We start from the raw sequence: 21,204 nt of genomic DNA on the forward strand, positions 1-21,204 counted from the left end.
CTTCGGGCACCAGAAAGATGGAACGAGAGACATACAAAGGCTACGATTTGTGGGGTCACGCCATCGCGCAACAGGCAGAACTGCTGACGCCAGAGCGCTACGCGGGTGGCGGGACCATCATCCAGGGAAACAAGCTCATCTGCACTTCCGGAGTCCTGGACCTGTTCGATTCGGAGGAGAGAGCGCAGGACGCGGGAATCGCCTGGGCAAAGGCGTGGGTCGACACGCACGGTTAAGCGCGCACGCTCGAGCATGGCATCGCTGGCCTCAGGCGCAACAGGGGATTGTGTATCGCTTTCATACAATTTCGCGCAAAGCGTCATTGCCCAGCTTCGGCGCGATGGGACCTGCCGCACTCACGACGAGCAGAATCGCAAAACAACGCGGCAAACATAAGCGCAATGCTGAATCGAAAAGTCGAGCCCTTGAACGTACCGTTACCCCGTCGTACGCGGCTCATCGTTTGTCCCATGCATATTCACTATCTTCGATGAGCCTGATTCATTCCTTCGCTGAGCCGCAGTCGCCGGCAATTCTATTGCTGTGCCAGGTCGAATATCCGGCTCATCGCCATCCACTTCTGTCCTGACGGCGTCCACGGTGTGGGCGCCTGAAACTGCCACATCAACGTTTCCCACCGCTGGACCACGGGGTTATTTTGAGCAGCAGTCGCCATCCTGGCAGCGTCATATATTGTGTCGTCTGTTTCCATCAAGAACTTCACCGCCAGGTTTGGCCTGAAGTGATCCGGCACATACGAGACCAAGGCGTTCTGGACATGGAGATTTACCGTCTGGGAACCCGATTGCTCATGGTACCTCGCAACCCAGTCCGACAAACAGCACGGCCGCAAAATTGGGATTGCGCGCATAACCGGCCAGTGTCCGACGCAATAGCGCGAATTCCGTCCCGAATGGCAACCGTGACCCGAATTGCCCTTCCTCGACATCGCGAGCATTGCCAGCATGAGTTGCCGCTTCAAGCCGACCGTCTCTCTCCGAGGGCATGCCACGACGGCGCGTGACCAATGCGCTGCAGAAAGACTTCGAGATCTCGCCTCGACAACGCAACTGTCGCCGTGCTATCGAGCGGATGAAAGAGAAAGACCCGTTCGTGCCCAAGGTCACTATCGATAACAAGGCGAACGTGATGAGCACGGTCATTGACCAGGGCCAGCGGGCTCAACGACCCAGGCCGAACCCCAAGCAGATCGAAGAGACGATCGGCCGAGGCGAACGACAGACGCTTGCTGTTCAGCGTCTTTGCAACTGCCGACAGATCCAGCGATTTATGCGCGGTCGTGACCACGAGGTGCACACCGCCCTGCTTGTCCTGCAGCAGAAGATTCTTGCAGCGCGCGCCGTCAAGCGACAGCTTGAGCGCTCCGGAATCCGCCATGTTGAGCACCCGTTCGTGGAACTCGCATTCAAACGGCACGTCCTGCTGCTCGAGCAGTGCCAGCAATTCGTCCCTGTCTATCATTTCCCGTTCAATCCAGTATGTTGTCATGTCGGCCGCCGCCTCGCGCGGCCGGCCAGCAGCCGATTACCTCGGCTCAAATACCGGGTATGAGGCCGCATCGATCAGCGACAGAGTATCGTCGCGCGACAGCACCCCAGATTCGTCGAGAATCTCCACGAGTGGCCGACCTTCCGCAACCGACTGCCGCGCCAGTTTGCTGACACGCGCATATCCAAGCTTTGGCACGAGCGCTGTGGCCACAGCCATCGAATCCATCAGGTGTCGCTCATTGCTTGCAACGTCGGCGGTGATGCCGGCGACACACTTCTGCGCGAACCGCTCGATGCCGTTGGTCAGCAGCATGACGCTGTCGAACACACGGGAAGCCACGACGGGCTCGAAGTGATTGATTTCCAGTTCGCCATACTGGACGGCCTGAGCCACCGCGACATCATTGCCGATCACGGCAAAACTCAACTGGATCATGGCCATCGGCAACACAGGGTTCACCTTGCCCGGCATGATCGACGAGCCGGCCTGCGCCTCCGGCAGGCGCAGTTCCCCAATTCCCCCCACAGGGCCGGAGGAGAGAACCGTCAGGTCCGATGCAATTTTCGCCATGGACGCCGCACAGGTGCGAAGTTCGCCCGAAACGCGCGAGAACACGTCCATATTCTGCATCGCGTCGAACGAGTTTGCCGGCGCGACATAGTCGACGCCTGCGATATCCGCGAGGTGCCGGTAGACCGCAGTTCGATACCCAGCCGGCGCACCAAATCCCGTACCGATAGCCGTACCACCGAGCGGCAGCGTACGCAGCTTGTCGCGAACCGCCATCAGTTCTTCCGCGAGACGTCGTGCGAGCGACGCGTAACCGCCGAAAAGCTGACCGAGACGCATCGGCTGCGCATCCTGGAGACACGTACGGCCGAGATGAAGGACGTCGGCAAACTCGATCGTCTTGCGATCGAACTGCTCAGCCAGTTGCTCTACTTTCGCAATGAGCGGCCCGAGCATCGCATACGTCGCAATCTTCAGCGCGGCTGGATACACGTCGTTCGTGGACTGTGAGCGGTTGACATGGTCGTTCGGATGGATCACGTCGTACGAACCTGGCTCGTGACCCAAAAGCTGTTGCGCCCGATTGGCGATCACCTCGTTGAAGTTCATGTTCGTCGACGTGCCACCTGAGCCCTCGAGCAGATCGACGATCAGTGAGTCACGAAACTTGCCTTCGATGATTTCCTGACACGCACGGCTGATTGCATCGCATTGCTCGGGCGTGATGACATCGGTGTCCCGGTTCGCGAGCGCGGCCGCCCATTTGCACTGCGCGAAAGCCACTGCAAACGCCGGATAGTGGGCAATGCTGAGAGGAGAAACCGTCAGGTTGTCGACGCCCCTCACCGAGTTGACGCCATACAACTTCTCGACCGGAATATCGACTTCACCAACGTAGTCGCGCTCGATACGCGTTTCAGCTTTGGCTTGACTGTTCATTTGAGTTCCTGTTTCCAATATCAATCAGTTGTTCAATTTCCTGACCGAGAGCTTTTTTCACTCGCGGGAGAAACGATGTTTCGATCACTTTGGATGCCGTATCGCATGCATCTTCGAAGAAGGCGCTGTATTCGTCGCGCCTCGCAACCAGATACAGCGATCGTTCGAGGCCCAGCCTGTCGACGACGTGGCGAGTGACCCCGTCCGCGTAGGCTGCACCTTGAAGCAGACACATCGGCGAGGTCACGGCCCAGCCTATGCCTTCGGCCACCATTGAAGTCAGCGCGTCAGCGTTGTCGAGCTCCAGCCTGGTCGGCGTACGCACCTCAATTCGACGCAGATAGCGCTCGATCTGCATGCCGACCTGTGACTTCCGGTTAAAGCGCACGATAGGCAATGCGTCGGCCAGGGACCGGATGTCCTCCACGGTTCGAACCGACTTGCGGAAATCCCGGGGCGTGATGACAAGGTACTTCTCGGACAGGAGCCGGAACCGCACTACGTCATTGGCGTCGATCAGCGCGTCGCTCGTGACGATGAGGTCCAGATCGCGCCGCAGCAGCGCCTCGCCTTGCTGCGGGCTCAATCCCGTACGGATAGAAAGTTGCGATACCTTCTCCAACAGCCGCTTCGTAAAAGCTGAGCCACACGTGGCCGCGAACGAGTCAACAAATCCGATGCGAAGATCAGGCTTGATTCCGCGCCCCGCTTCGACGACCTGCGCCTTCAGATTGGCGATCTCCTCGCTGAGTACCGCTCCGCGGTTCCTCAATGCGATGCCGTATGGCGTCAACGCGAGGGGACGGGTCGTGCGATTGACCAGCACGACCCCCAGTTCGTCTTCCAGCTGGCGGACGATCTGCGAGACACCCGATTGCGAGATGCCCATGCGCGCGGCCGCCCCGGACATGCTGGCTTCCTCCGCCACGGCGACGAAGACCTGCACCGCATACATATCAATTGGCTTGTTGAGCGACACGATGGGCTCTCTCATGGTTACGATCAGCAGACATTGCCCTGAGTGCGCCAACGTGTGAGCGCCGGACGCAAGGGTTTCAGTGGCGATGTCCCACTGTGTGCAGGCTCACGTTCTGGGCACCGTCCACCGCCGGCTCGTTGCCGCCCTGGCCAGAACCCATATCCGAAAGACTCTCCCTGCCCGTTTCCGGTGCGAACAAATGACAGAACACGCCGCCGAACACCAATACGGCCACGCACACGCCGAGCGCAGCGTGAATGCCAACCTGTTGCACGGCCACGGGCAGGAGAAACGTGCTGATCGCGGAACCGAACCGGCTGGAGGCAACGGCCAGCCCGACGCCTGACGCGCGCAGGTGGGTCGGGAAAAGCTCGGGCGGATAGACGAACTCGAGGTTCGCCGCCGCCGAGAGAATGCAGGCGAAAATGCCGAACGCGAGTATCGTGCCGAGCGGCCCGAACCCGGCGTACGCGAGCACCGCCAGTCCGATAGCTGCGAGATAGAAGCTGCCAATGAGGAACGCGCGACGCGAGAGCCTGTCAACGATCAGCAGTCCAAAGATTGCTCCAGCGAACAGCAGTACGTTATAGACAAGTCCACCGACAAAGCCGTCCTTGACCTGCAAGGCTTGCAGTACCTTCGGAGAGAAGGTACCGAGCGCAAAGTATGGAATGACCTGGCACGTGTAGAACACGCAGCCCACCAGCGTATTTTTTCTCCAGCGGGCCGAGAACAGTTCTGACCAGGCACCACGACGTCGCTGGGGCGCGGCTGCCGGTGCAGGCAGGATGGTTTCCGGACCGAACTTTGCGCGGATGATTTCCAGTGCCTCGTCCTTCCGGCCGCGTTTCATCAGCCACATGGGCGACTCGGGTACGCCGAGACGGAACGGCAGGATCAGCAGTGCCGGCAGTCCACTGGCGGCCAGCATGATCCGCCATGCGTCGGGGCCGACATCGCGAAGGGCAAAGCCAGCCAGGTACGCGCAGACGTAACCCGCCGCCCAGGCTGCCGCGAGCACACTCAGGAGACGGCCACGATAGCGGCGTGGTGAGAACTCTGTGACGAGCGACTTGCTCACGACATAGTCGGCGCCGAGAATGAGACCAAGCAGCAGGCGCAACACCAGCAGCTGGGTCGGCGACGTCACAAAGAATTGCGCTGCGGAAATCGCCGCAAAGAGCAGCATGTCGAAGGCGAAAATGGTGCGCCGGCCGTATCTGTCCGCCACGGGCCCGGCAAACATGCTGCCAAAAAACAGACCGGCAAGGGACGCCGCACCGAGTGCTCCCATCCAGAGCGCGTTCAGGTGAAGAGCCCCTGCAGCCATGCTCACCGCGATGCCGATGATGCCCAGCACGAAACCGTCGCTGAACTGTCCGCCTGTACCGCTGAACGCCACGCGCAAGTGGAAACCGCGCAGCGGAACGTCCTCCAACAATATCTGCTTGCTCACTTTCGTCTCCTGGACTCTGGTCCTCAGCGAGGCGCCTGCCGGCGCCTTCTGAAACCAGTGTAGGGACTCGGATTCAAGAAAACAGCATGTCCGGTGCCAGTATCACCAATACTAATAGTATGTCACGCGGGGGTTGAAGTTCAGCACCTCGACGCACACCAATCGGGTCTAGGCCCGGAGAGGGAACGGCATGCGGCGCGGCGGTGCTTTGACAGCACCGTCGCGCCTGAAGGAATCATCTTCACCGGCGCTCGGCCGGCGGAGCGGCTCAGAACTCGTGAAGCATTGCCTGGATACTTGCCGGATCTTTGGTTGTCGTGAGCGCAAGCATGAGGAGAATGCGGGCCTTTTGAGGGTTCAAATCGTCGCCGAGAAGCCCCACATAGGCCGGATCTTCCGGTACGAATCCGCCCCCTGTACGAGAGGAGCGGACCACAACCACACCTTGTGCGATCGCCTTCTTGATAGATGGAAGGGTGAGAAGCGATTCGCTGCCTGCTCCAACGCCGGCGACCACAATGCCCTTTGCTCCATGTGCGACTGCGGCGTCGTACATGAAGCCGCCGTCATTCTGATAGCCGTAGACGATATCGACTTCCGGGAGAGAATCGAGCTTCGATACGTCAAACGGCGTTGAAGTGGTGTTGCGCTTCAACACGGACGTCTCGAAGTGAGGAACCTCATCAACCAGCGTGCCGAGGTAGCCGGAATCGTTTCCCTTGAACGTATCCAGCGACGTGCCGTTGGTCTTCGTGGTGTAGCGAGCCGAGCCGATCCGGTCGTTGAGCACGATCATGACGCCGTGGCCACGCGCCTCCGGCGAGGCCGCAACCGTGACTGCCTGCAGGAGATTGCTCGGACCATCGGCGCTGATGGCCGTCGACGGCCGCATCGATCCCGTGACCACCACGGGCTTGTCGCTCTTGACGACAAGATCCAGAAAATAGGCCGTTTCCTCGAGGGTATCGGTGCCGTGGGTCACCACGACACCTGCGATGTCCGGTTGAGCGAGAAGCTGATTCACGCGCTTCGCCAGTTTAAGGAGGATATCGTTGGTGATGTTCTCACTCCCGACATTCGAAATCTGTTCGCCGGACACCTGCGCAATCTTGCCCAGTGACGGCACCGATTTGAGAAGCGCGTCAGCCGTCAGGACGCCGGGCTTGTAGCCCGTCGTCTGCGTCTCACTTCCTGCGGTACCTGCGATCGTGCCGCCGGTTGCCAGCACCGCTACGTGGGGCAGCTTCTCGGGGGATGTGGATTGCGCCATGGCCGGGGTCACTGAGAACAGGCAGAGTGCAAGGCCGGCTAAAAGCCAGTCTAAGTAGTTGCTCATATGAGCGCGGTTGTGTCTCACGGGATGTCTCCAGATTGGAAGAGTGGAATCCTGGATAGCCATCAAGATTGGGCGTATCGCTGAAGACGAGTGTAGTGACACATTCAGGAAATCGAATCAGGCGCGGGTCCTCATTAGAAAAACTGATAATGCGCTGTACGGAAGATGAAGGTACCCATTCATAACGCTTGGTCAAACCGCCACGCATGCTCTTTTAGCGGGCTCTCAAACCAGTCAGAGCGGCTACAAGGCGATCGAGGCCAGCGCAGAGGTCCGGTCAATGTTGTCGCACAACTGCGATTACACCCTCACAACCTTAGAACCCGCGTGACCGCGGCGACCCCTCACCTGCCACCGATAGTTCGCCGGTTGCAAGGACGAACCGGCTCGTCAAACGTCTTCGGCCTCAATGGTGACGGCGGCGTAGTGCACCCGCGGTTCATTCCGGAGACCTTGCTTCGTCTAACGGCTTTCGCGAGCCGCCGTCTCAGAGCGGCCGCTACCCTTCTTGAGCGAGCGAGAAGGTGGACGCCTTGAAACCAATCGAGATTGCTTCGTGCAGTAAATTCGTATATGATGACCATCATGCAAAAATCATCATCCAATCGCAAACCCGCTAGCCGCAAGGAAATCACGCACGAGCGCATCGTCGAAGTTGCCGCCCGTGCGATTCGGCGCAGTGGCTACGACGGGACGGGGGTGGCCGACATCATGAAGGAGGCTGGCCTGACACATGGCGGCTTCTACGCACACTTTCCATCGCGGGAGGTGCTGCTTGCCGAAGCGGCCGACCGCGCTGGTGCTGAGGCCGTGGCGTTGTCGGAGCAAATCGCCGCTTCCGTGCCGCAGGAGCAGGCATTGTCGGCGATGGTGCGCGCCTATCTATCGCAAGAGCACCGTGACGCCGTAGCGACGGGCTGCCCGGTCTCTGCCCTTGGCTCGGAGATGCCGCGCCAGGCGCCGGTCGTGCGCCGTGCGGCCACCCGGCGCATCAAGGAAATGATAGATGTCGTCGCCCGGCAATTGCCAGATTGGGGGCAGCCGGGCGCACATGAACAGGCACTTCTGACCGTTGCCACAATGGTCGGCACCATGGTGCTGGCGCGCGCCGTCGACGACCCCAAACTGTCGGACAGTCTTCTCGAAGCCGCACTGAATAAATTCGCGCCCGCTGATGAGTAATCCGTTTGCCAAGCGGCCGCTTTCGTTGGATCAAAAATATGACGCTCATCATATTCAGGCGCTCGCCTAACCATGTAAACACACTTCTCGCTACCGGAAAGACATGATGAAACGCGAAATAGCCCTTGTTACGGGCGCCTCCTCTGGCATCGGTGAAGCCACGGCAAACCTCCTTTCCAAGGCCGGGTACAAGGTCTACGGCACTAGCCGACGTAGCGCACAAGCTGGCCAGCGGACATTCGAAATGCTGTGTCTGGACGTGACCAGCGATGCATCAGTCGAAGCAGCTGTCGAGGAAGTGCTGCGCCTGCACGGCCGCATCGACCTGCTGGTGAACAACGCTGGCTTCGGCGTCGCCCCGGCTGCTGCCGAAGAAAGTTCGCTTGACCAGGCGCGTACGATCTTCGATACGAACTTCTTCGGGATTATTCGCATGACGCGTGCCGTGCTGCCCCATATGCGGCAACAAGGTCGCGGGCGCATCATCAACATCGGCTCTGTGCTGGGTTTCCTGCCCATGCCCTATATGGCGCTGTATACCGCCACCAAGCACGCGGTAGCGGGTTATTCGGAGTCGCTCGACCACGAGTTGCGCACGATGGGCATTCGGGTGTCGGTGATCGAGCCTGCCTACATCAAGACGGCATTCGACACGAACTTCATGCCGCCCGACGCCCCCCTCGACGCGTACCGCGAGGTATGTGTAGCCCTGGATCAGCGAGTCAAGGAGGTAGTCGAAAGCGCTGACGGTCCTGAGGTTGTGGCCGAAACCGTTTTGCAGGCCGCTCTCGCGGCTCGCCCGAAACTCCGCTATGCAGCGGGAGGACTCGCCGGCCGTCTCCGATTGCTACGCAGATTTGCCCCTGTGGGCCTGGTGGACGCCAGCATTCGCAGAGATCTGCGGCTCACAACGTAGATGGCATGACTTCACGCAACGAGAAACTGGCAAGGAACAACGAACCATGATGAAGGCATTCGTCGTCGATCGATATGGGCGCAAGAATGGCATACGAGCCGGCAAAATGCCGGTTCCGGAACTGCGTGAGGACGACGTATTGATCCAGATTCACGCCGCTGGCGTGAACCCACTCGATTCAAAGATCAGGGACGGAGAATTCAAGCTGATTTTGCCCTACCGCTTGCCGTTGATACTGGGCAACGACCTGGCTGGGACCATTGTCCGCGTCGGATCACGCGTGCGGCGATTGAAGCCGGGCGATGAGGTGTATGCGCGACCGCCCAAAGACAGGATCGGCACTTTCGCGGAATTCATCGCGATCACGGAAGACGCCGTGGCAATCAAGCCCAACGTGCTCAGTATGGAAGAAGCGGCTTCAATCCCATTGGCGGGCCTGACTGCATGGCAGGCGCTGGTCGAACGAGCACAACTGAAGCCGGGGCAGAAGGTGCTCATACACGCCGGCTCGGGCGGCGTCGGCACGTTTGCCATTCAACTGGCGAAGCACCTGGGGGCAACCGTCGTCACGACAGCGAGCGCCGCGAATGCCGGATTGATGAAGCAGCTCGGTGCGGACATCGTCATCGATTACAGAAAGGACGACTTTGCCGCTGTATTGAAAGACTGTGACGTGGTGCTGGATACGCAGGGCGGAAAGACCCTCGAAAAATCACTGCAAGTGCTCAAGCCGGGTGGCAAGCTGATCGGAATCGCCGGTCCGCCCGATCCTGAATTTGGCAGACAGATTGGTGCCGCCTGGTTCCTGAGAGCGGCGATGCGCCTTCTAAGCTATCGCATCCGAAAGGCGGCAAGACGTCGGCATGTCGGCTATTCATTCCTCTTTATGCGTGCCGACGGAGACCAGCTAACCGAGATCACCAAGCTCGTCGACGCCGCTGCGATAAAGCCCGTCATCGACCGTATTTTCCCGTTCGAATCAACGCGAGAGGCATTGGCGTATGTCGAAACCGGGCGTGCAAAGGGTAAGGTCGTTATCAAGATCAAGTAGAAGGAGGAATCTCTGTTCGCTTCCACGCGGAGGCAACGGCACTTGCTGGACGGCGAATATCTCCTCGGAACGCAGGAGGTCACCGTCCGCTGTCAGTTGTGAAGCGGCCCTTCAAACGTCCGCAGAACAACGAAGAGGAACGGCGGCTCATGGCCGGTTGCAAGCATCCGGAAAATTGATCGTAAGCGGACGCCTGGCGAGGTAACAAAATCGAACTCCCATCTCGACCCGGCAATGCGCCCGGATGGTACATCAATGGGCAGCAGCAGCGGGGCTTGACCCAACCGCTTATGGCACCCATTCGATGCGACGCACCAAAGTGGACATTGAAATCTAAGCGCACAAAAAATCTCAGGGCAGTCCAACTGTTGCTTGGTCACAGCAGGCTGGAAAGTACAGTGCGCTACCTTGGGATCGAAGTTGACGATGCTCTGGAGATATCCGAACAGACTGAGATCTAACGGGATCGGCGCACGCCACACGGACTGGATTTGAGTCCGTGCGGCTGCTCTTTCGCGCTCCTCCGTCCGCGCGAAACCGGCCAGGAAGCGACGATAGAGCCAAAAACATAGTCGGCTGCTTCTCAAGCCTTAACGGACGTTCACGCCCTCCCAATCGGGCTCTACTCGATCTTCGGTTCAGTTGAAGTCTTTGTAGATTTATCGACTCGCGCCTGATTTCCTGGACTCATCCACCGACACGGTTCGACGCCACGAATTGCGTGAGATACGACTTAGGGTCTCTCCACCAACGAGCGCCAACTACAGCAGCGAAGTTGCCGACACCATCCCTCTGACGCGACAGGCGTCGCTTATGGTGGCTATGCGACAGACAATCTGCGCATAGCGAAGCGATTGAGCGTGCGAGTTCGCCGGCTCGCCGCCCCGACTCTGCTACCGGCATTCCTGCGCTTGCTCAGGTAACTGGCACGAACTCTCCTTCGGCGAAGAACCACGCCGACATCGTCCGTGCCAGTTCGAGCACGACCTGGGCGTCGGTCCGGCCGGAGGACGCGCGCACGTGGAACGAATGATCTGCGTCGTCCACCACATGCAGCGTGGCGCGTGGCCCCAGTGTCTCGACGACCGACCTCAGCAGGTGAAGCTCGGCCAGCTTGTCGCGCGTGCCCTGCAGGAAGAGAATCGGCACCGTGACGTCCGCCAGGTGCCGTGCCCGCTCCACGCCGGGCGCGCCCGCCGGGTGCAGCGGGAATGCGACGAAAGCGAGGCCACGCACGCCGTCGAGCGGTGCGATGGCTTGGGCCTGGGACGTCATGCGGCCGCCGAACGACCTGCCGCCCGCGAAGAGCGGCAGGTCTGGCAGCCGCCGGCGGCCCTCTGCGACTGCTGCCTGCACGGCAGCATGTGCCACGGCCGGCGAGTCCACCCGTTTGGAGCCCCGCTCCATGTACGGAAACTGGTAGCGCAGTGTGGCGACATTGGCCGACGCAAGCGCGTCGGCCAATGACGACATGCCGGCATGCTGCATGCCCGCCCCGGCACCGTGCGCGAAGACATACAGGGCTCGCGCGTCCTCCGGCACTCGCAGGAGCGCAGAGACCTTGGTGCCGTCGGGCAGTGCCAGGGAAAGCGATTCTGGGTCGTCCATGGTATTCAGGTCGTGTCGTTGTGGCCATTGCGCCGATTCTGCATCAAGCGGTGTAATTGCACGCCTGCATCATTGTCAGCGAACTGTTACGACACTGCAATCAGCGTCAAAGGAAGTTGTCGAAGGGCAGTTCATTTAAAGGGCGAAGCGGCCAATCGTCGCCACCGCTAATAATATTTAGGTATCCAATTTACTGAATGCAAACATATTGAATAACATGCATTTTGGTTGCGTTCACGTGTGTTTAGGAGATGGTAGATTCTCAATCGAATCCTTCCGGGTTTCTTCTTGACAATTCGATCTGCCTACCTATTATTAGCGAGGCTTAATTACAACTCAACCGACAGGGCACAACTAGTAGGGCATTGACTGTTCGGGGCCTCGCTGTCCAACATTTATCGTCGATGGGTCGGTCTCCCAAGGTCGAGTTAACTGACCTGGCAAGCTTCCACCGGCGGGTATTGGAGGGGCTGGCATGGCTGCAAGATCGATTCGTCGCGCATCGTTAAACACTTTTGCAGGCGTCGCGCGCAGTCAATTGGCGACATCGCTGACGACGCGGCATCAGCGGCTCAACTCCCTCAGCATCCTCCATGCCATCTGGCTCCTGGGCCAGTCACCCGTGCCGGCGCTGGCACAGCAGATACCCACTGAACTGCCCAATCTCTCCGGGAGCGGAACCATCGACACTCCCCCCAACCACGTCCTGATTGTCGGCACCGATGGCACCGACACCGCTTTCTCCGGCACGATCAACAACGCTGGCGTTGCGAGCGATCCCGTGTCGCTACAAGGCCAGTTTGTCAAAACCGGGGCCGGGACGATTACGATCAACGGCGCGACGATCCAGGGCGGCTCGGCTTTCGTGGTGGGCGGCGGACTGGCGCTCACCAACGGCAGCGCCGCGATCGACTATCTTTCGCTGGGCACCGGATCGACGTCGTCGGGCACGTTGAACGTGGGCGGCGGCACGCTTACGTTCCACTCAGCGCTTCAGGTCGGCGACTTCGGCGGCACAGGCACGGTGACGCAGACCGCGGGCAATGTCGTCTTCGGTACGCCGGGCACGCCGGTGTCGCTGAATATCGGCAATCAGGGCGGAACGGGCACCTACAACCTGTTGGGCGGAACGGTCACGTTCGGCAACAGCGTCACCGACTTCGTGACGCTCGGCCGCAATACGCAAGGCAACCCGAGCAGCGGCACGCTCGACCTGAGGGGCGGCACCTTCAACGTGGCCAACGGATCGCTGTTCCTCGGCTCGAACGTCGCGTCGACGGGTACCGAGGGCACCGGTACGATCGACCAGACCGGCGGCACCCTGGCAATCGGCAGCGGGTCGAGACTGTTCCTCGCGGCGGCCGGCAACGGCACGTACAACCTGGCGGGCGGCACACTGCAGATTGGCGGCAATTCGCTGTTCGGCGACTTCAACAATCTGGGCGGCACGTATGCATTCAACCTCCGCGGTGGAACGATCCAGGTGGTGGGTTCAGCGCTGAACGCAGGCGTCAACGCAACGCTGGTCGGCGGCACGACGTCGACCATCGACACCAACGGCCTCGGCGCGACATGGTCCGGCGTGCTCTCGGGAAGCGGCGCGCTGACCAAGGTCGGCAACGGCGTGCTCACGCTGACCAATGCGAACACCTATACCGGCATGACGACCATCTCGGCCGGCACGCTGGCGCTGACCGGCAACGGCAGCATCAATCTCACCAGCGGGATGTTGAACAACGGCACCTTCGATATTTCGGGCGTCACGACCACGCCGATACCGGGGATCCCGACCGGTGTCGTGCCGCTACCGAACCTGTCGGGCAGCGGCACCGTGATCGACGGCACGAACATCCTGGTGGTTGGCACCGATAACACGAACACCACCTTCTCCGGCACGATCGTCAATACCGGCACGGTGAACGACGCGCTGCACGGCATCTTGGTCAAGACTGGCACAGGGACGTTCACGATCAACGGCGCGCGGATTCAGGGCGGCTCGGCTTTTGTCGTGGGCGGCGGACTGGCGGTCAACAGCGGCAGCGCCGCGATCGACTATCTTTCGCTGGGCCTCGGCAATGCGCTGGCGACGCAGGTGCCCGGATCGACGTCGTCGGGCACGTTGAACGTGGGCGGCGGCACGCTCACGTTCAACTCAGCGCTTCAGGTCGGCGACTTCGGCGGCACAGGCACGGTGACGCAGACCGCGGGCAACGTCGTCTTCGGTACGCCGGGCACGCCGGTGTCGCTGAATATCGGCAATCAGGGCGGAACGGGCACCTACAACCTGTTGGGCGGAACGGTCACGTTCGGCAACAGCGTCACCGACTTCGTGACGCTCGGGCGCAATACGCAAGGCAACCCGAGCAGCGGCACGCTCGACCTGAGCGGCGGCACCTTCAACGTGGCTAACGGATCGCTGTTCCTCGGCTCGAACGTCGCGTCGACGGGTAGCGAGGGCACCGGCACGATCAACCAGACCGGCGGCACCCTGGTAATCGGCAGCGGGTCGAGACTGTTCCTCGCGGCGGCCGGCAACGGTACGTACAACCTGGCGGGCGGCACACTGCAGATTGGCGGCAATTCGCTGTTCGGCGACTTCAACAATCTGGGCGGCACGTATGCATTCAACCTCCGCGGTGGAACGATCCAGGTGGTGGGTTCGGCGCTGAGCGCAGGCGTCAACGCAACGCTGGTCGGCGGCACGACGTCGACCATCGACACCAACGGCCTCGGCGCGACATGGTCCGGCGTGCTTTCCGGAAGCGGCGCGCTGACCAAGGTCGGCAACGGCGTGCTCACATTGTCCGGCCAGAACACCTATACCGGTGTGACCAACGTTCGCGGTGGCGTGCTCAATCTGACCGGCTCGTTGCAGTCGCCGGTCAATGTGGAGGCGAACGGAACCCTGGGCGGTACAGGAACGGACTTGAATACCGTCACCAATGCCGGAACGGTTGAGCCGGGCTTCGGTCTCCCGGCGGGGCAATTCGGTGTGGTGACCGTCAAAAATTATGTGGGGGCCGGCGGCACGCTCGCGCTGCGCACGTTCCTCGGTCTGGACGGCTCGCCGTCGGACAAGCTCGTCATCAACGGCGGCCGCGCCGACCCTTCAGCCGCACGCATCACGAACGCCGGCGGCTCCGGTGGGTTGACAACGGGCAACGGCATTCTCGTCGTCGAGACAACCAACGGTGGGACCACGGCGCCGGATGCCTTTACGCTTGCTGGCGAGGCGCGCGGTGGCGCCGAAGACTATCGTTTGTTTCGCGGTGGCCTCAACAGCAGCAATCCCGAGGACTGGTTTCTGCGCTCCTCGTTCGTCGTGCCGCCTCCACCGGGGGGAGGCGAAGAGGAACTGGAACCGGGAACCGGCACCGGGCCCCCACCGGATCCGCTGCCGCCTGGCATCTACCCGATCATCGGGCCGGAACTCGCCACCTACGGCGTCGTGCAGCCGGTCGCCCGGCAGATGGGTGTCGAGATGCTCGGGACGCTGCATGAGCGCATCGGCGACACGCTCACGACGCAGAGCGGCGCAGCGGGCGGTTCGGGCTGGGCAAGCTCCGCCTGGGCACGCGTGTTCGGCGGCCAGATCGACAACCACTACGAGGCCTACGCCGATCCGCGCGCGAGCGGCGGAGTCGGAGGCTTGCAGACGGGTCTCGACGTATGGCGAGGAAGCTTCCTGCCCGGTCATCGCGATGCGGCAGGCGTCTACTTTGCATACGGCTACGGCAGTGCCGATGTCGATGGCCTCGTCACCAACGCCGCGACAACCGGATACGTGCTGGAGCACACCGGCTCGATGCATCTGAATGCCTACACAGGCGGTGGCTACTGGACGCACTACGGCCCCAGCGGCTGGTATCTCGATGCAGTCGTGCAGGGTACGCACTACGACGGCGCCGCGACCACGCAGTTCGCGAATCTGCCGGTCCAGGGTACGGGATTCGTGACATCCCTCGAGGGTGGCTATCCGATCCCGCTGCCGCTCGGCCCGGGTTTCGAGCTGGAGCCGCAGGCGCAAATCATCTGGCAGCATGTGTCGTTCTCCGACACGAACGACGGTCTGGGCGACGTGTCCCTCGGCTCCACGTCGGGCGCGACTGGCCGTCTCGGCGTGCGCGCGAAGTGGACCATCGAAGGCAGCCATGAAGCGGTGTGGCAGCCGTATGTGCGTGCCAACCTGTGGCGGGATTTCAATGCCCAGGCCACCACGACCTTCGGCAATGAACCGGTGCCGCTGAATGTGCAGGCCACGCGGCTGGAGTTCGCCGGCGGTGTCACCGCCAGGATCAAGGATCGGCTGAACCTTTACGGACAGTGCGGCTACCAGTTCGCGGTAAGTGGAAGTAGCAATGTCCGCCGCAGTGGCGTCGAGGGCGATCTCGGCGTGCGCTTTCTTTGGTAGGTAACGCTGTAGCCAGCGCTGCGACGTGTCGAGCGGTGCAGTCTATGTCGCGCGTACTCGACATCGATGCGCAGTTCTCACCACTTGCGTCTTAATGACTCGACTGCACCGACCAGCTCGAACGAACCGCGGCTCCGGTTTCGCCTCTCACAGCCGGGATGGGATGACTCTTTGGTCTCTCAGCCCGGCCTCTGCCCGCCTCCTCATACGTTCTCTCGTCAAAGCCCGCCGCTGCACCTCGCGTGTGTCAGGTAAACCCCGCATGGCAACCTTGAAGTCCGGTGTTTAATATCCCACGACGTTACCGGTAACGTTGCATGGTACGCAAACATGCTTTCTGGCCAGGCACATCACTATAAGGAGACGGGAATGCGTCCATCGGGGGTCGCCGTGCGTGCACTGTACGCAGGCGTCACATTGCTCACGATTGCGTCGATCTCAGGTTGCGCGCACAACCAAACGGCTGCCACCCGCGATGGATTGCCGCTCGCAGCTGCTCCCACACAGGCCGTGCCGCAACTGAAAAGCGTGATGGCCGCCCATTTCAAGGTAGGCGCGGCGATTGAACCCGATTCCATCGACAGTCCCGCCGACGCCGCGCTGCTGGCCGTCCAGTTCTCGAGCGTGACCGCCGAGAACAAAATGAAACCGGGCACGATAGGCGTGGCCGCAGGCGAGTACAACTTCGCGCCGGCCGACCAGATCGTGGCGTTCGCGCAGGCGCATGGCCTGGCCGTGCGTGGGCACACGCTGGTGTGGCATTACAGGAGCGGCGAATGGACCGAGGCGCCGGACTGGTTCTTTACAGGCGACGCCAAAGATCCGCGTTACCACGATATCGTCGCGGCACGGCTCCAACGCTATGTGACCGATGTCGTCACGCATTTTCGCGGCAAGGTTTATGCATGGGACGTCGTGAACGAAGTCATCAGCGACGACCCGCATCAGGTCTATCGCGAAGACAGCCCGTGGTATCGCGCGCTCGGCAAGGACTACATTGCAATTGCGTTCCGCGCCGCGCGTGCGGCCGACCCTGACGTCAAGCTCTATATCAACGAGTACAGCACGGACGACGCGGCCAAGCGCGCGAAGCTGCTCTCCGTGATACGCGATTTGCGTGCTCAGGGCGTGCCGATCGATGGCGTCGGGCATCAAATGCATATCAGCATCAACTGGCCGCCGCTCCAAAATATGAAGCAGGCTTTCGACGACGTCGCCGCCCTCGGACTCGAAAACCAGGTGACGGAACTCGATGTCAGTCTGTACAGCGACCCGGGCGCATGCTGGAGCCATCCGCCTGCGTGTTTGCCCGATGTCGGCCAGCCGGTGCCGAACGACGTGATGCGTGCGCAGGCGCAGCGGTATCGCGCGGTGTTCGATCTGTTCGAGCACGAGCCAAGCATCAAGGCCGTCACCTTCTGGGGCTATTCGGACAAGCACACGTGGCTGACCTCGATACCGGTGCCGCGTACCAATCTGCCGCTGCTATTCGACGCGAACCTGAAACCGAAAGCCGCGTTCTGGGCAATAGCCGATTCGTCGTGGCAACCGTAAGGCTATTCGCCACGCCTCGACGCGATCCGCTTGAGCCAGACGCCGCGCCGGAAGTCGGTCTGCTGGAGAAACACGGCGGCCCATATCCATCGTTGAGTCCGCTGTGGCGGTTCCATACATCCCGATCATCCGATGAACGTTGGCTCTCCAATTCCCTCATAGTAAGGATGGCGAAATTGATAGGCCACGATCTTTTCCGCCGACGTTCAGGCATCCGTCATATTGCGGCGAGAGAGCTTCGAACAGAACGCGGTCATCAGTGAGCCATCGGAAGAGAGATCGGAGCAGGCCGTAAGGCCCATGTGGCGGAAGGCAGCCGACTCCAACAGTTGGCCGGCGAAGCCGCGCCAGGTTTGACTCCCACCCGACCGCACTACCCCGTACCCATCATCCGGGCACCGCGCGAGACGATCGTGCGGCCAATACACACGCTCTACGCTAGCCGCCCCATAGAGCGCGTAAAAGCTGGGGAGATCGCTTACGTCAGACTAGTCGTCTGCGGCAAGGGCGAGCAGTTGGACGGGACTGTCCATCGGCGTTCGTTCGCTGGCTACGCTCCGGTGGACTCCTAGCGATTCCCGGCGACAATTTCCGGTTCCATGGTGCGCAGCGTAGAAAAACGGCGCCTCATGGACCACGAGTCCACCTGCGCCATCCCAGTTGCGAGTTCTTCATTGAGCGCATTCGTCGCTGCCTTCTGGAAGCCTGGCGTGTAGTTCAGACGCGCGTCAGGGAGAGGACATTACCCAACCTGACAAAGCGAAACGCAGTCGGCCGATTCTTGATTTTTTTTCAAGGATGTATTGATTTTACGTATATGCAAATTTCCTTTCCAATGAGGCACACTGCCGCTCGTGCCATCTGTGAAGGAAAACAATTCGAGGGGAACTCGATGAGCATTAAGCCGAAAAGAACCACACAAGATCCGACTGCGGCATTTCCGGAACCACCGCCTCCATGGCTTGACAGCGTTCTACAGGCTATGGAAGCCGATACGACTGCCGAGCTTTCAATGACAGATATTGCGGTTTCCGTGAACTTGTCGAAATCCTATTTTTTTCGCACTTTCAGGCGAAGCGTCGGATATACGCCTCATCAATGGAGGTTAAGACTTCGCATTGCCGCCGCGCAGATCGATTTAATTGAACTCCCTGACGGGATCGCGCAGATTGCGCAACGATATGGCTTCAGCGATCAAGCGCATTTCACGCGTGTCTTCAGAAGACTCGTCGGAAAAACACCTACCTCGTGGCTGGCCAACGAAGCGCCGGTCATGACCTTGACTACGTGACTAATGCTGCCCCTGACAACCTTTCCAGAATCTCGACTATTGCCTTGTCGAGCGCTGCCCTACCGCATCCCATCACTTCGCCATACTCGCTCAACAGCCCGCGAAGACTGTTGAACTGCATCGTGCGGAATTTCACGAGTTGCTGACGCATACGACGATGCAGCGCAAGAACGGCCTGCGGCACATCATACCGGACCGCGTTATTGCGACAGAGCCCCCAAGCGCCACCGTCCAGGACTCACGCCCGTGACCCGCGTAAAGTTCGCGTGAAATGGCTCTGATCCGCAAATCCACAAGCCTGCGAAATCGCGCTAAAAGGCGTCTGAGCATCGCGCAGATACTCTTTGGCCCGCTCGATGCGCTGACTGACGAGCCAGCGATAAGGCGGCAGTCCCGTCGTCTGGTGGAAAGCCTTAAGAAAATAGCCACGCGACAAGCCGCATGCGCGTGCCACGTCGGCAAGAGAGATCTGCCCTTCCAGGTGCGCCAGCAGCAGTTCCTTCGCGCGACGCTCCTGCCACGGCGCGAGCCGGCTAGCAGCTTCTCCCTGCGCGCGTTGACGCCGCCATACCGGTGTGCGACGTGAGCCTGGAATGCGAGCGCCACGTGATCGACGAATAGTGCCTATGGCTAACAGTTGCACTAGATGATCTGTGGAAAGAGCGCCACGCCTGGCTTCATCGCGCGCTTGCGACGGCGGCGCAGTGTGAGCGGCGCGCGCGGAATATCGAGCCACGTGCGCGCGGCAAGCCGCACCGCACGATCGAACGATTCGTCCTCCACGGTGCAGCGCCCATCGATGGTGATCTGCCAGCCGTCGCGTGTGCGCGTGCAACTCACACGCTCGTCCTCCATAAGATCCGCGTACCAGCGCCATACGCGCGCGTCGTCGAGATTCGCACGCACGGCGGCACGCAACCGCGCGAGTTCCAGTTCATGCAGATGCGTACTCATGGCGCCCCCTGTCGATACCCTTCATTACCAGCCGAACTTCGCTTCCACGCCGACATAATCCGCATTGCGCGCACCGAGCGCACGCAGCGAATCGCCCACTTCGAAATGCACCGCTTCAAGTGCGAGCGCCACGTTGTCGCTGACCAGCCAGTCCGCGCGCACCTGCGCATACATGCCCGTCCAGCGGTTACCCTTGCCCGCCGTACCCGGCACCACCGCCATGCCCTGCCCGTAGACCGCATCCGCCGTCGTGTCACGCCACTGGAAGCCCAGCGCCGTGAGCAGCGTCACCTTCGGTGTGACCTTGAACGTGAGCGAAGGCTTCACATGGATCAGGTTGCTGTAACCCGTGTAGCCTGCCAGCGTGAAGTAGTAGCCGTTCGGAAAAAGCGGATTGAACGTTTCCACACGGCCGTCGCCGGGATGCCGGTCGCCGGATGCGCCGTCAACCTGGAGCCCGAGACGCGGCGTGCCCGGCAGCGCGGCGAGCGTATAGCCGCCCAGCGCACCGAACGCCCACGCGCCCACCGTATCGGCACCCACGCGACCGGTCTGCACCATGCCTTCCACGTCCCAGTCGAACTGTGCCTGTTTGCCTGCGTAGCGCGCGTCGAACACGTCGCGCCGCTCCTTGCCGCTCGCATCGAGAAAGCGCGCGTTGTCGCGCTCGTAGCGCGACCAGTACGCCGAGAGATCGCCCGGCCCCGTGTTCGCGCGCTCCACGCGTATGCCGCTGAAGGTGAGGTGACCGTTCGAGACGTCGTCGAACACGGCGGTGTCGCGGTACTGGACGGGCTGCGTGAGGTAGCCGATGAAGCGCCACTTGCCGATCTCGTAGTCAGCCCACAGCGCGTCGAAGGCCTGGCGCACGTTCGGGCCGTCGCGCACGGAAACGAAGCGCTGCAAGTCGAACGCCATTTCCTGCCGGCCCACGCGCGCCTTGAACGTGCCGCCGCCCACGCCGTAGACGAACGCCACGAATGCCTGCTCGATATCGAGCGGGTTCTTGTCCACGGGGGTGACGGAGTCCTTACCGAATGGCCGCGCGTCTTCGAGCTGGAAAAATGCCTGCACGTGCTCGCCGAAGTGTGCGTCTGCGTGGACTTCGGCGCGCTGGATCACCCAGCTGTCGGGCCGCGCGCTGCCAAGACCGAAGAGCGGCGTGTTGTTGAGTTCGAAACGCTCGCGCAGGTTCGCACCCAGTGAGAGATACCAGGTGGGATCGCTCTTCGAAAGCGGGATGTACTTGAGCCCGTCGAAAGGCCTGCGCGGCAGGCACGGATTCGCGAGCACGCCCCAGTCTTCCTGCCAGCGGTTGAAGCCAGGCACGGGGCGCTTGACGTCGCACGTGGGCGTATTGTCCGGCGCGTTCGTTCCCGTCTCTGCGAATGCCGCATGGGCGCTCATCATCAGCAGCCCGGCGGCAGCCGCAACGCCCGCGGCCCTTTTCTTTCGACGCCCGCGCGTCGTGCTCGACACCATGTTTTTCCTTGCCGTTGACGGCG

The 21,204-nt window shown here is 61.1% G+C and carries 18 protein-coding genes and 2 pseudogenes; 8 read left to right on the plus strand and 12 right to left on the minus strand.

Going from position 1 to position 21,204, the window contains the following annotated elements:
- The first annotated feature begins 17 nt into the window (after nt 1-17).
- Nucleotides 18-236 (plus strand): hypothetical protein, encoded by a 219-nt coding sequence (locus tag M3I53_RS14175; RefSeq protein ID WP_254316545.1) that lies wholly within the window; start codon nt 18-20, stop codon nt 234-236.
- 299 nt (nt 237-535) lie between these two features.
- On the opposite strand, the gene M3I53_RS14180 is transcribed toward M3I53_RS14175, so the two are convergent.
- From M3I53_RS14180 to M3I53_RS14210, 7 genes are all read right to left on the minus strand, one after another.
- Nucleotides 536-712 (minus strand): L-rhamnose mutarotase, encoded by a 177-nt coding sequence (locus tag M3I53_RS14180; protein ID WP_375542523.1) that lies wholly within the window; start codon nt 710-712, stop codon nt 536-538.
- A gap of 97 nt (nt 713-809) precedes the next feature.
- On the minus strand, nt 810-1,007 hold the full coding sequence (locus M3I53_RS38185; RefSeq protein WP_375542524.1) for a UxaA family hydrolase: 198 nt from the start codon (nt 1,005-1,007) through the stop codon (nt 810-812).
- Nucleotides 979-1,509 (minus strand): prolyl-tRNA synthetase associated domain-containing protein, encoded by a 531-nt coding sequence (locus tag M3I53_RS14190; protein WP_254316546.1) that lies wholly within the window; start codon nt 1,507-1,509, stop codon nt 979-981. Before M3I53_RS14190 ends, M3I53_RS38185 begins: the two co-directional genes overlap by 29 nt.
- Before the next feature lie 36 nt (nt 1,510-1,545).
- The gene (locus M3I53_RS14195; RefSeq protein ID WP_254316547.1) at nt 1,546-2,961 is read right to left on the minus strand and encodes an aspartate ammonia-lyase; all 1,416 of its coding nucleotides are present in this window, start codon (nt 2,959-2,961) and stop codon (nt 1,546-1,548) included.
- On the minus strand, nt 2,939-3,940 hold the full coding sequence (locus M3I53_RS14200) for a LysR family transcriptional regulator (RefSeq protein WP_254316548.1): 1,002 nt from the start codon (nt 3,938-3,940) through the stop codon (nt 2,939-2,941). The genes M3I53_RS14195 and M3I53_RS14200 overlap by 23 nt, the downstream gene beginning before the upstream one ends.
- A 76-nt stretch (nt 3,941-4,016) precedes the next feature.
- On the minus strand, nt 4,017-5,396 hold the full coding sequence (locus tag M3I53_RS14205; protein ID WP_254316549.1) for an MFS transporter: 1,380 nt from the start codon (nt 5,394-5,396) through the stop codon (nt 4,017-4,019).
- 268 nt (nt 5,397-5,664) lie between these two features.
- On the minus strand, nt 5,665-6,732 hold the full coding sequence (locus M3I53_RS14210; RefSeq protein ID WP_302057674.1) for an asparaginase: 1,068 nt from the start codon (nt 6,730-6,732) through the stop codon (nt 5,665-5,667).
- A 573-nt stretch (nt 6,733-7,305) separates the two neighbouring features.
- Between M3I53_RS14210 and M3I53_RS14215 the strand changes: the two genes are divergently transcribed.
- The 4 genes and pseudogenes from M3I53_RS14215 to M3I53_RS14230 form a co-directional block, all read left to right on the plus strand.
- Nucleotides 7,306-7,914 (plus strand): TetR/AcrR family transcriptional regulator, encoded by a 609-nt coding sequence (locus tag M3I53_RS14215; RefSeq protein ID WP_254316550.1) that lies wholly within the window; start codon nt 7,306-7,308, stop codon nt 7,912-7,914.
- Nucleotides 7,915-8,020: 106 nt separating this feature from the next.
- A complete protein-coding gene (locus M3I53_RS14220) occupies nt 8,021-8,830 on the plus strand; it encodes an oxidoreductase (protein ID WP_254316615.1) in 810 nt (269 codons plus the stop codon).
- Nucleotides 8,831-8,879: 49 nt separating this feature from the next.
- Complete coding sequence (locus tag M3I53_RS14225) at nt 8,880-9,881, plus strand: NADP-dependent oxidoreductase (RefSeq protein WP_254316616.1); 1,002 nt, start codon at nt 8,880-8,882, stop codon at nt 9,879-9,881.
- A 220-nt stretch (nt 9,882-10,101) separates the two neighbouring features.
- Nucleotides 10,102-10,342 (plus strand): annotated as a pseudogene (locus M3I53_RS14230) (tyrosine-type recombinase/integrase); the annotation flags it as partial.
- Between the two features lie 454 nt (nt 10,343-10,796).
- On the opposite strand, the gene M3I53_RS14235 reads toward M3I53_RS14230, so the two are convergent.
- Nucleotides 10,797-11,489, minus strand: a complete 693-nt coding sequence (locus tag M3I53_RS14235) for an alpha/beta family hydrolase (protein WP_254316551.1) — start codon at nt 11,487-11,489, stop codon at nt 10,797-10,799.
- Nucleotides 11,490-12,027: 538 nt separating this feature from the next.
- Between M3I53_RS14235 and M3I53_RS14240 the strand changes: the two genes are divergently transcribed.
- The 3 genes from M3I53_RS14240 (at nt 12,028) to M3I53_RS14250 (ending at nt 18,745) form a co-directional block, all read left to right on the plus strand.
- Complete coding sequence (locus M3I53_RS14240) at nt 12,028-15,900, plus strand: autotransporter outer membrane beta-barrel domain-containing protein (RefSeq protein ID WP_254316552.1); 3,873 nt, start codon at nt 12,028-12,030, stop codon at nt 15,898-15,900.
- 369 nt (nt 15,901-16,269) lie between these two features.
- The gene (locus tag M3I53_RS14245) at nt 16,270-17,454 is read left to right on the plus strand and encodes an endo-1,4-beta-xylanase (protein ID WP_254316553.1); all 1,185 of its coding nucleotides are present in this window, start codon (nt 16,270-16,272) and stop codon (nt 17,452-17,454) included.
- Nucleotides 17,455-18,346: 892 nt separating this feature from the next.
- Nucleotides 18,347-18,745, plus strand: coding sequence for a helix-turn-helix transcriptional regulator (locus tag M3I53_RS14250; RefSeq protein WP_254316554.1), 399 nt, complete (start codon nt 18,347-18,349; stop codon nt 18,743-18,745).
- Between the two features lie 13 nt (nt 18,746-18,758).
- On the opposite strand, the pseudogene M3I53_RS14255 reads toward M3I53_RS14250, so the two are convergent.
- The 4 genes and pseudogenes from M3I53_RS14255 to M3I53_RS14270 form a co-directional block, all read right to left on the minus strand.
- Nucleotides 18,759-18,923 (minus strand): annotated as a pseudogene (locus tag M3I53_RS14255) (IS110 family transposase); the annotation flags it as partial.
- 60 nt (nt 18,924-18,983) lie between these two features.
- On the minus strand, nt 18,984-19,388 hold the full coding sequence (locus M3I53_RS14260) for an AraC family transcriptional regulator (RefSeq protein ID WP_254316555.1): 405 nt from the start codon (nt 19,386-19,388) through the stop codon (nt 18,984-18,986).
- Complete coding sequence (locus M3I53_RS14265) at nt 19,388-19,699, minus strand: hypothetical protein (RefSeq protein WP_254316556.1); 312 nt, start codon at nt 19,697-19,699, stop codon at nt 19,388-19,390. Before M3I53_RS14265 ends, M3I53_RS14260 begins: the two co-directional genes overlap by 1 nt.
- A 24-nt stretch (nt 19,700-19,723) precedes the next feature.
- Complete coding sequence (locus M3I53_RS14270; RefSeq protein ID WP_375542528.1) at nt 19,724-21,106, minus strand: alginate export family protein; 1,383 nt, start codon at nt 21,104-21,106, stop codon at nt 19,724-19,726.
- Nucleotides 21,107-21,204: the final 98 nt, after the last annotated feature.

The sequence above is a fragment of the Paraburkholderia sp. CNPSo 3272 genome (assembly GCF_024206495.1).
Lineage (GTDB): Bacteria > Pseudomonadota > Gammaproteobacteria > Burkholderiales > Burkholderiaceae > Paraburkholderia.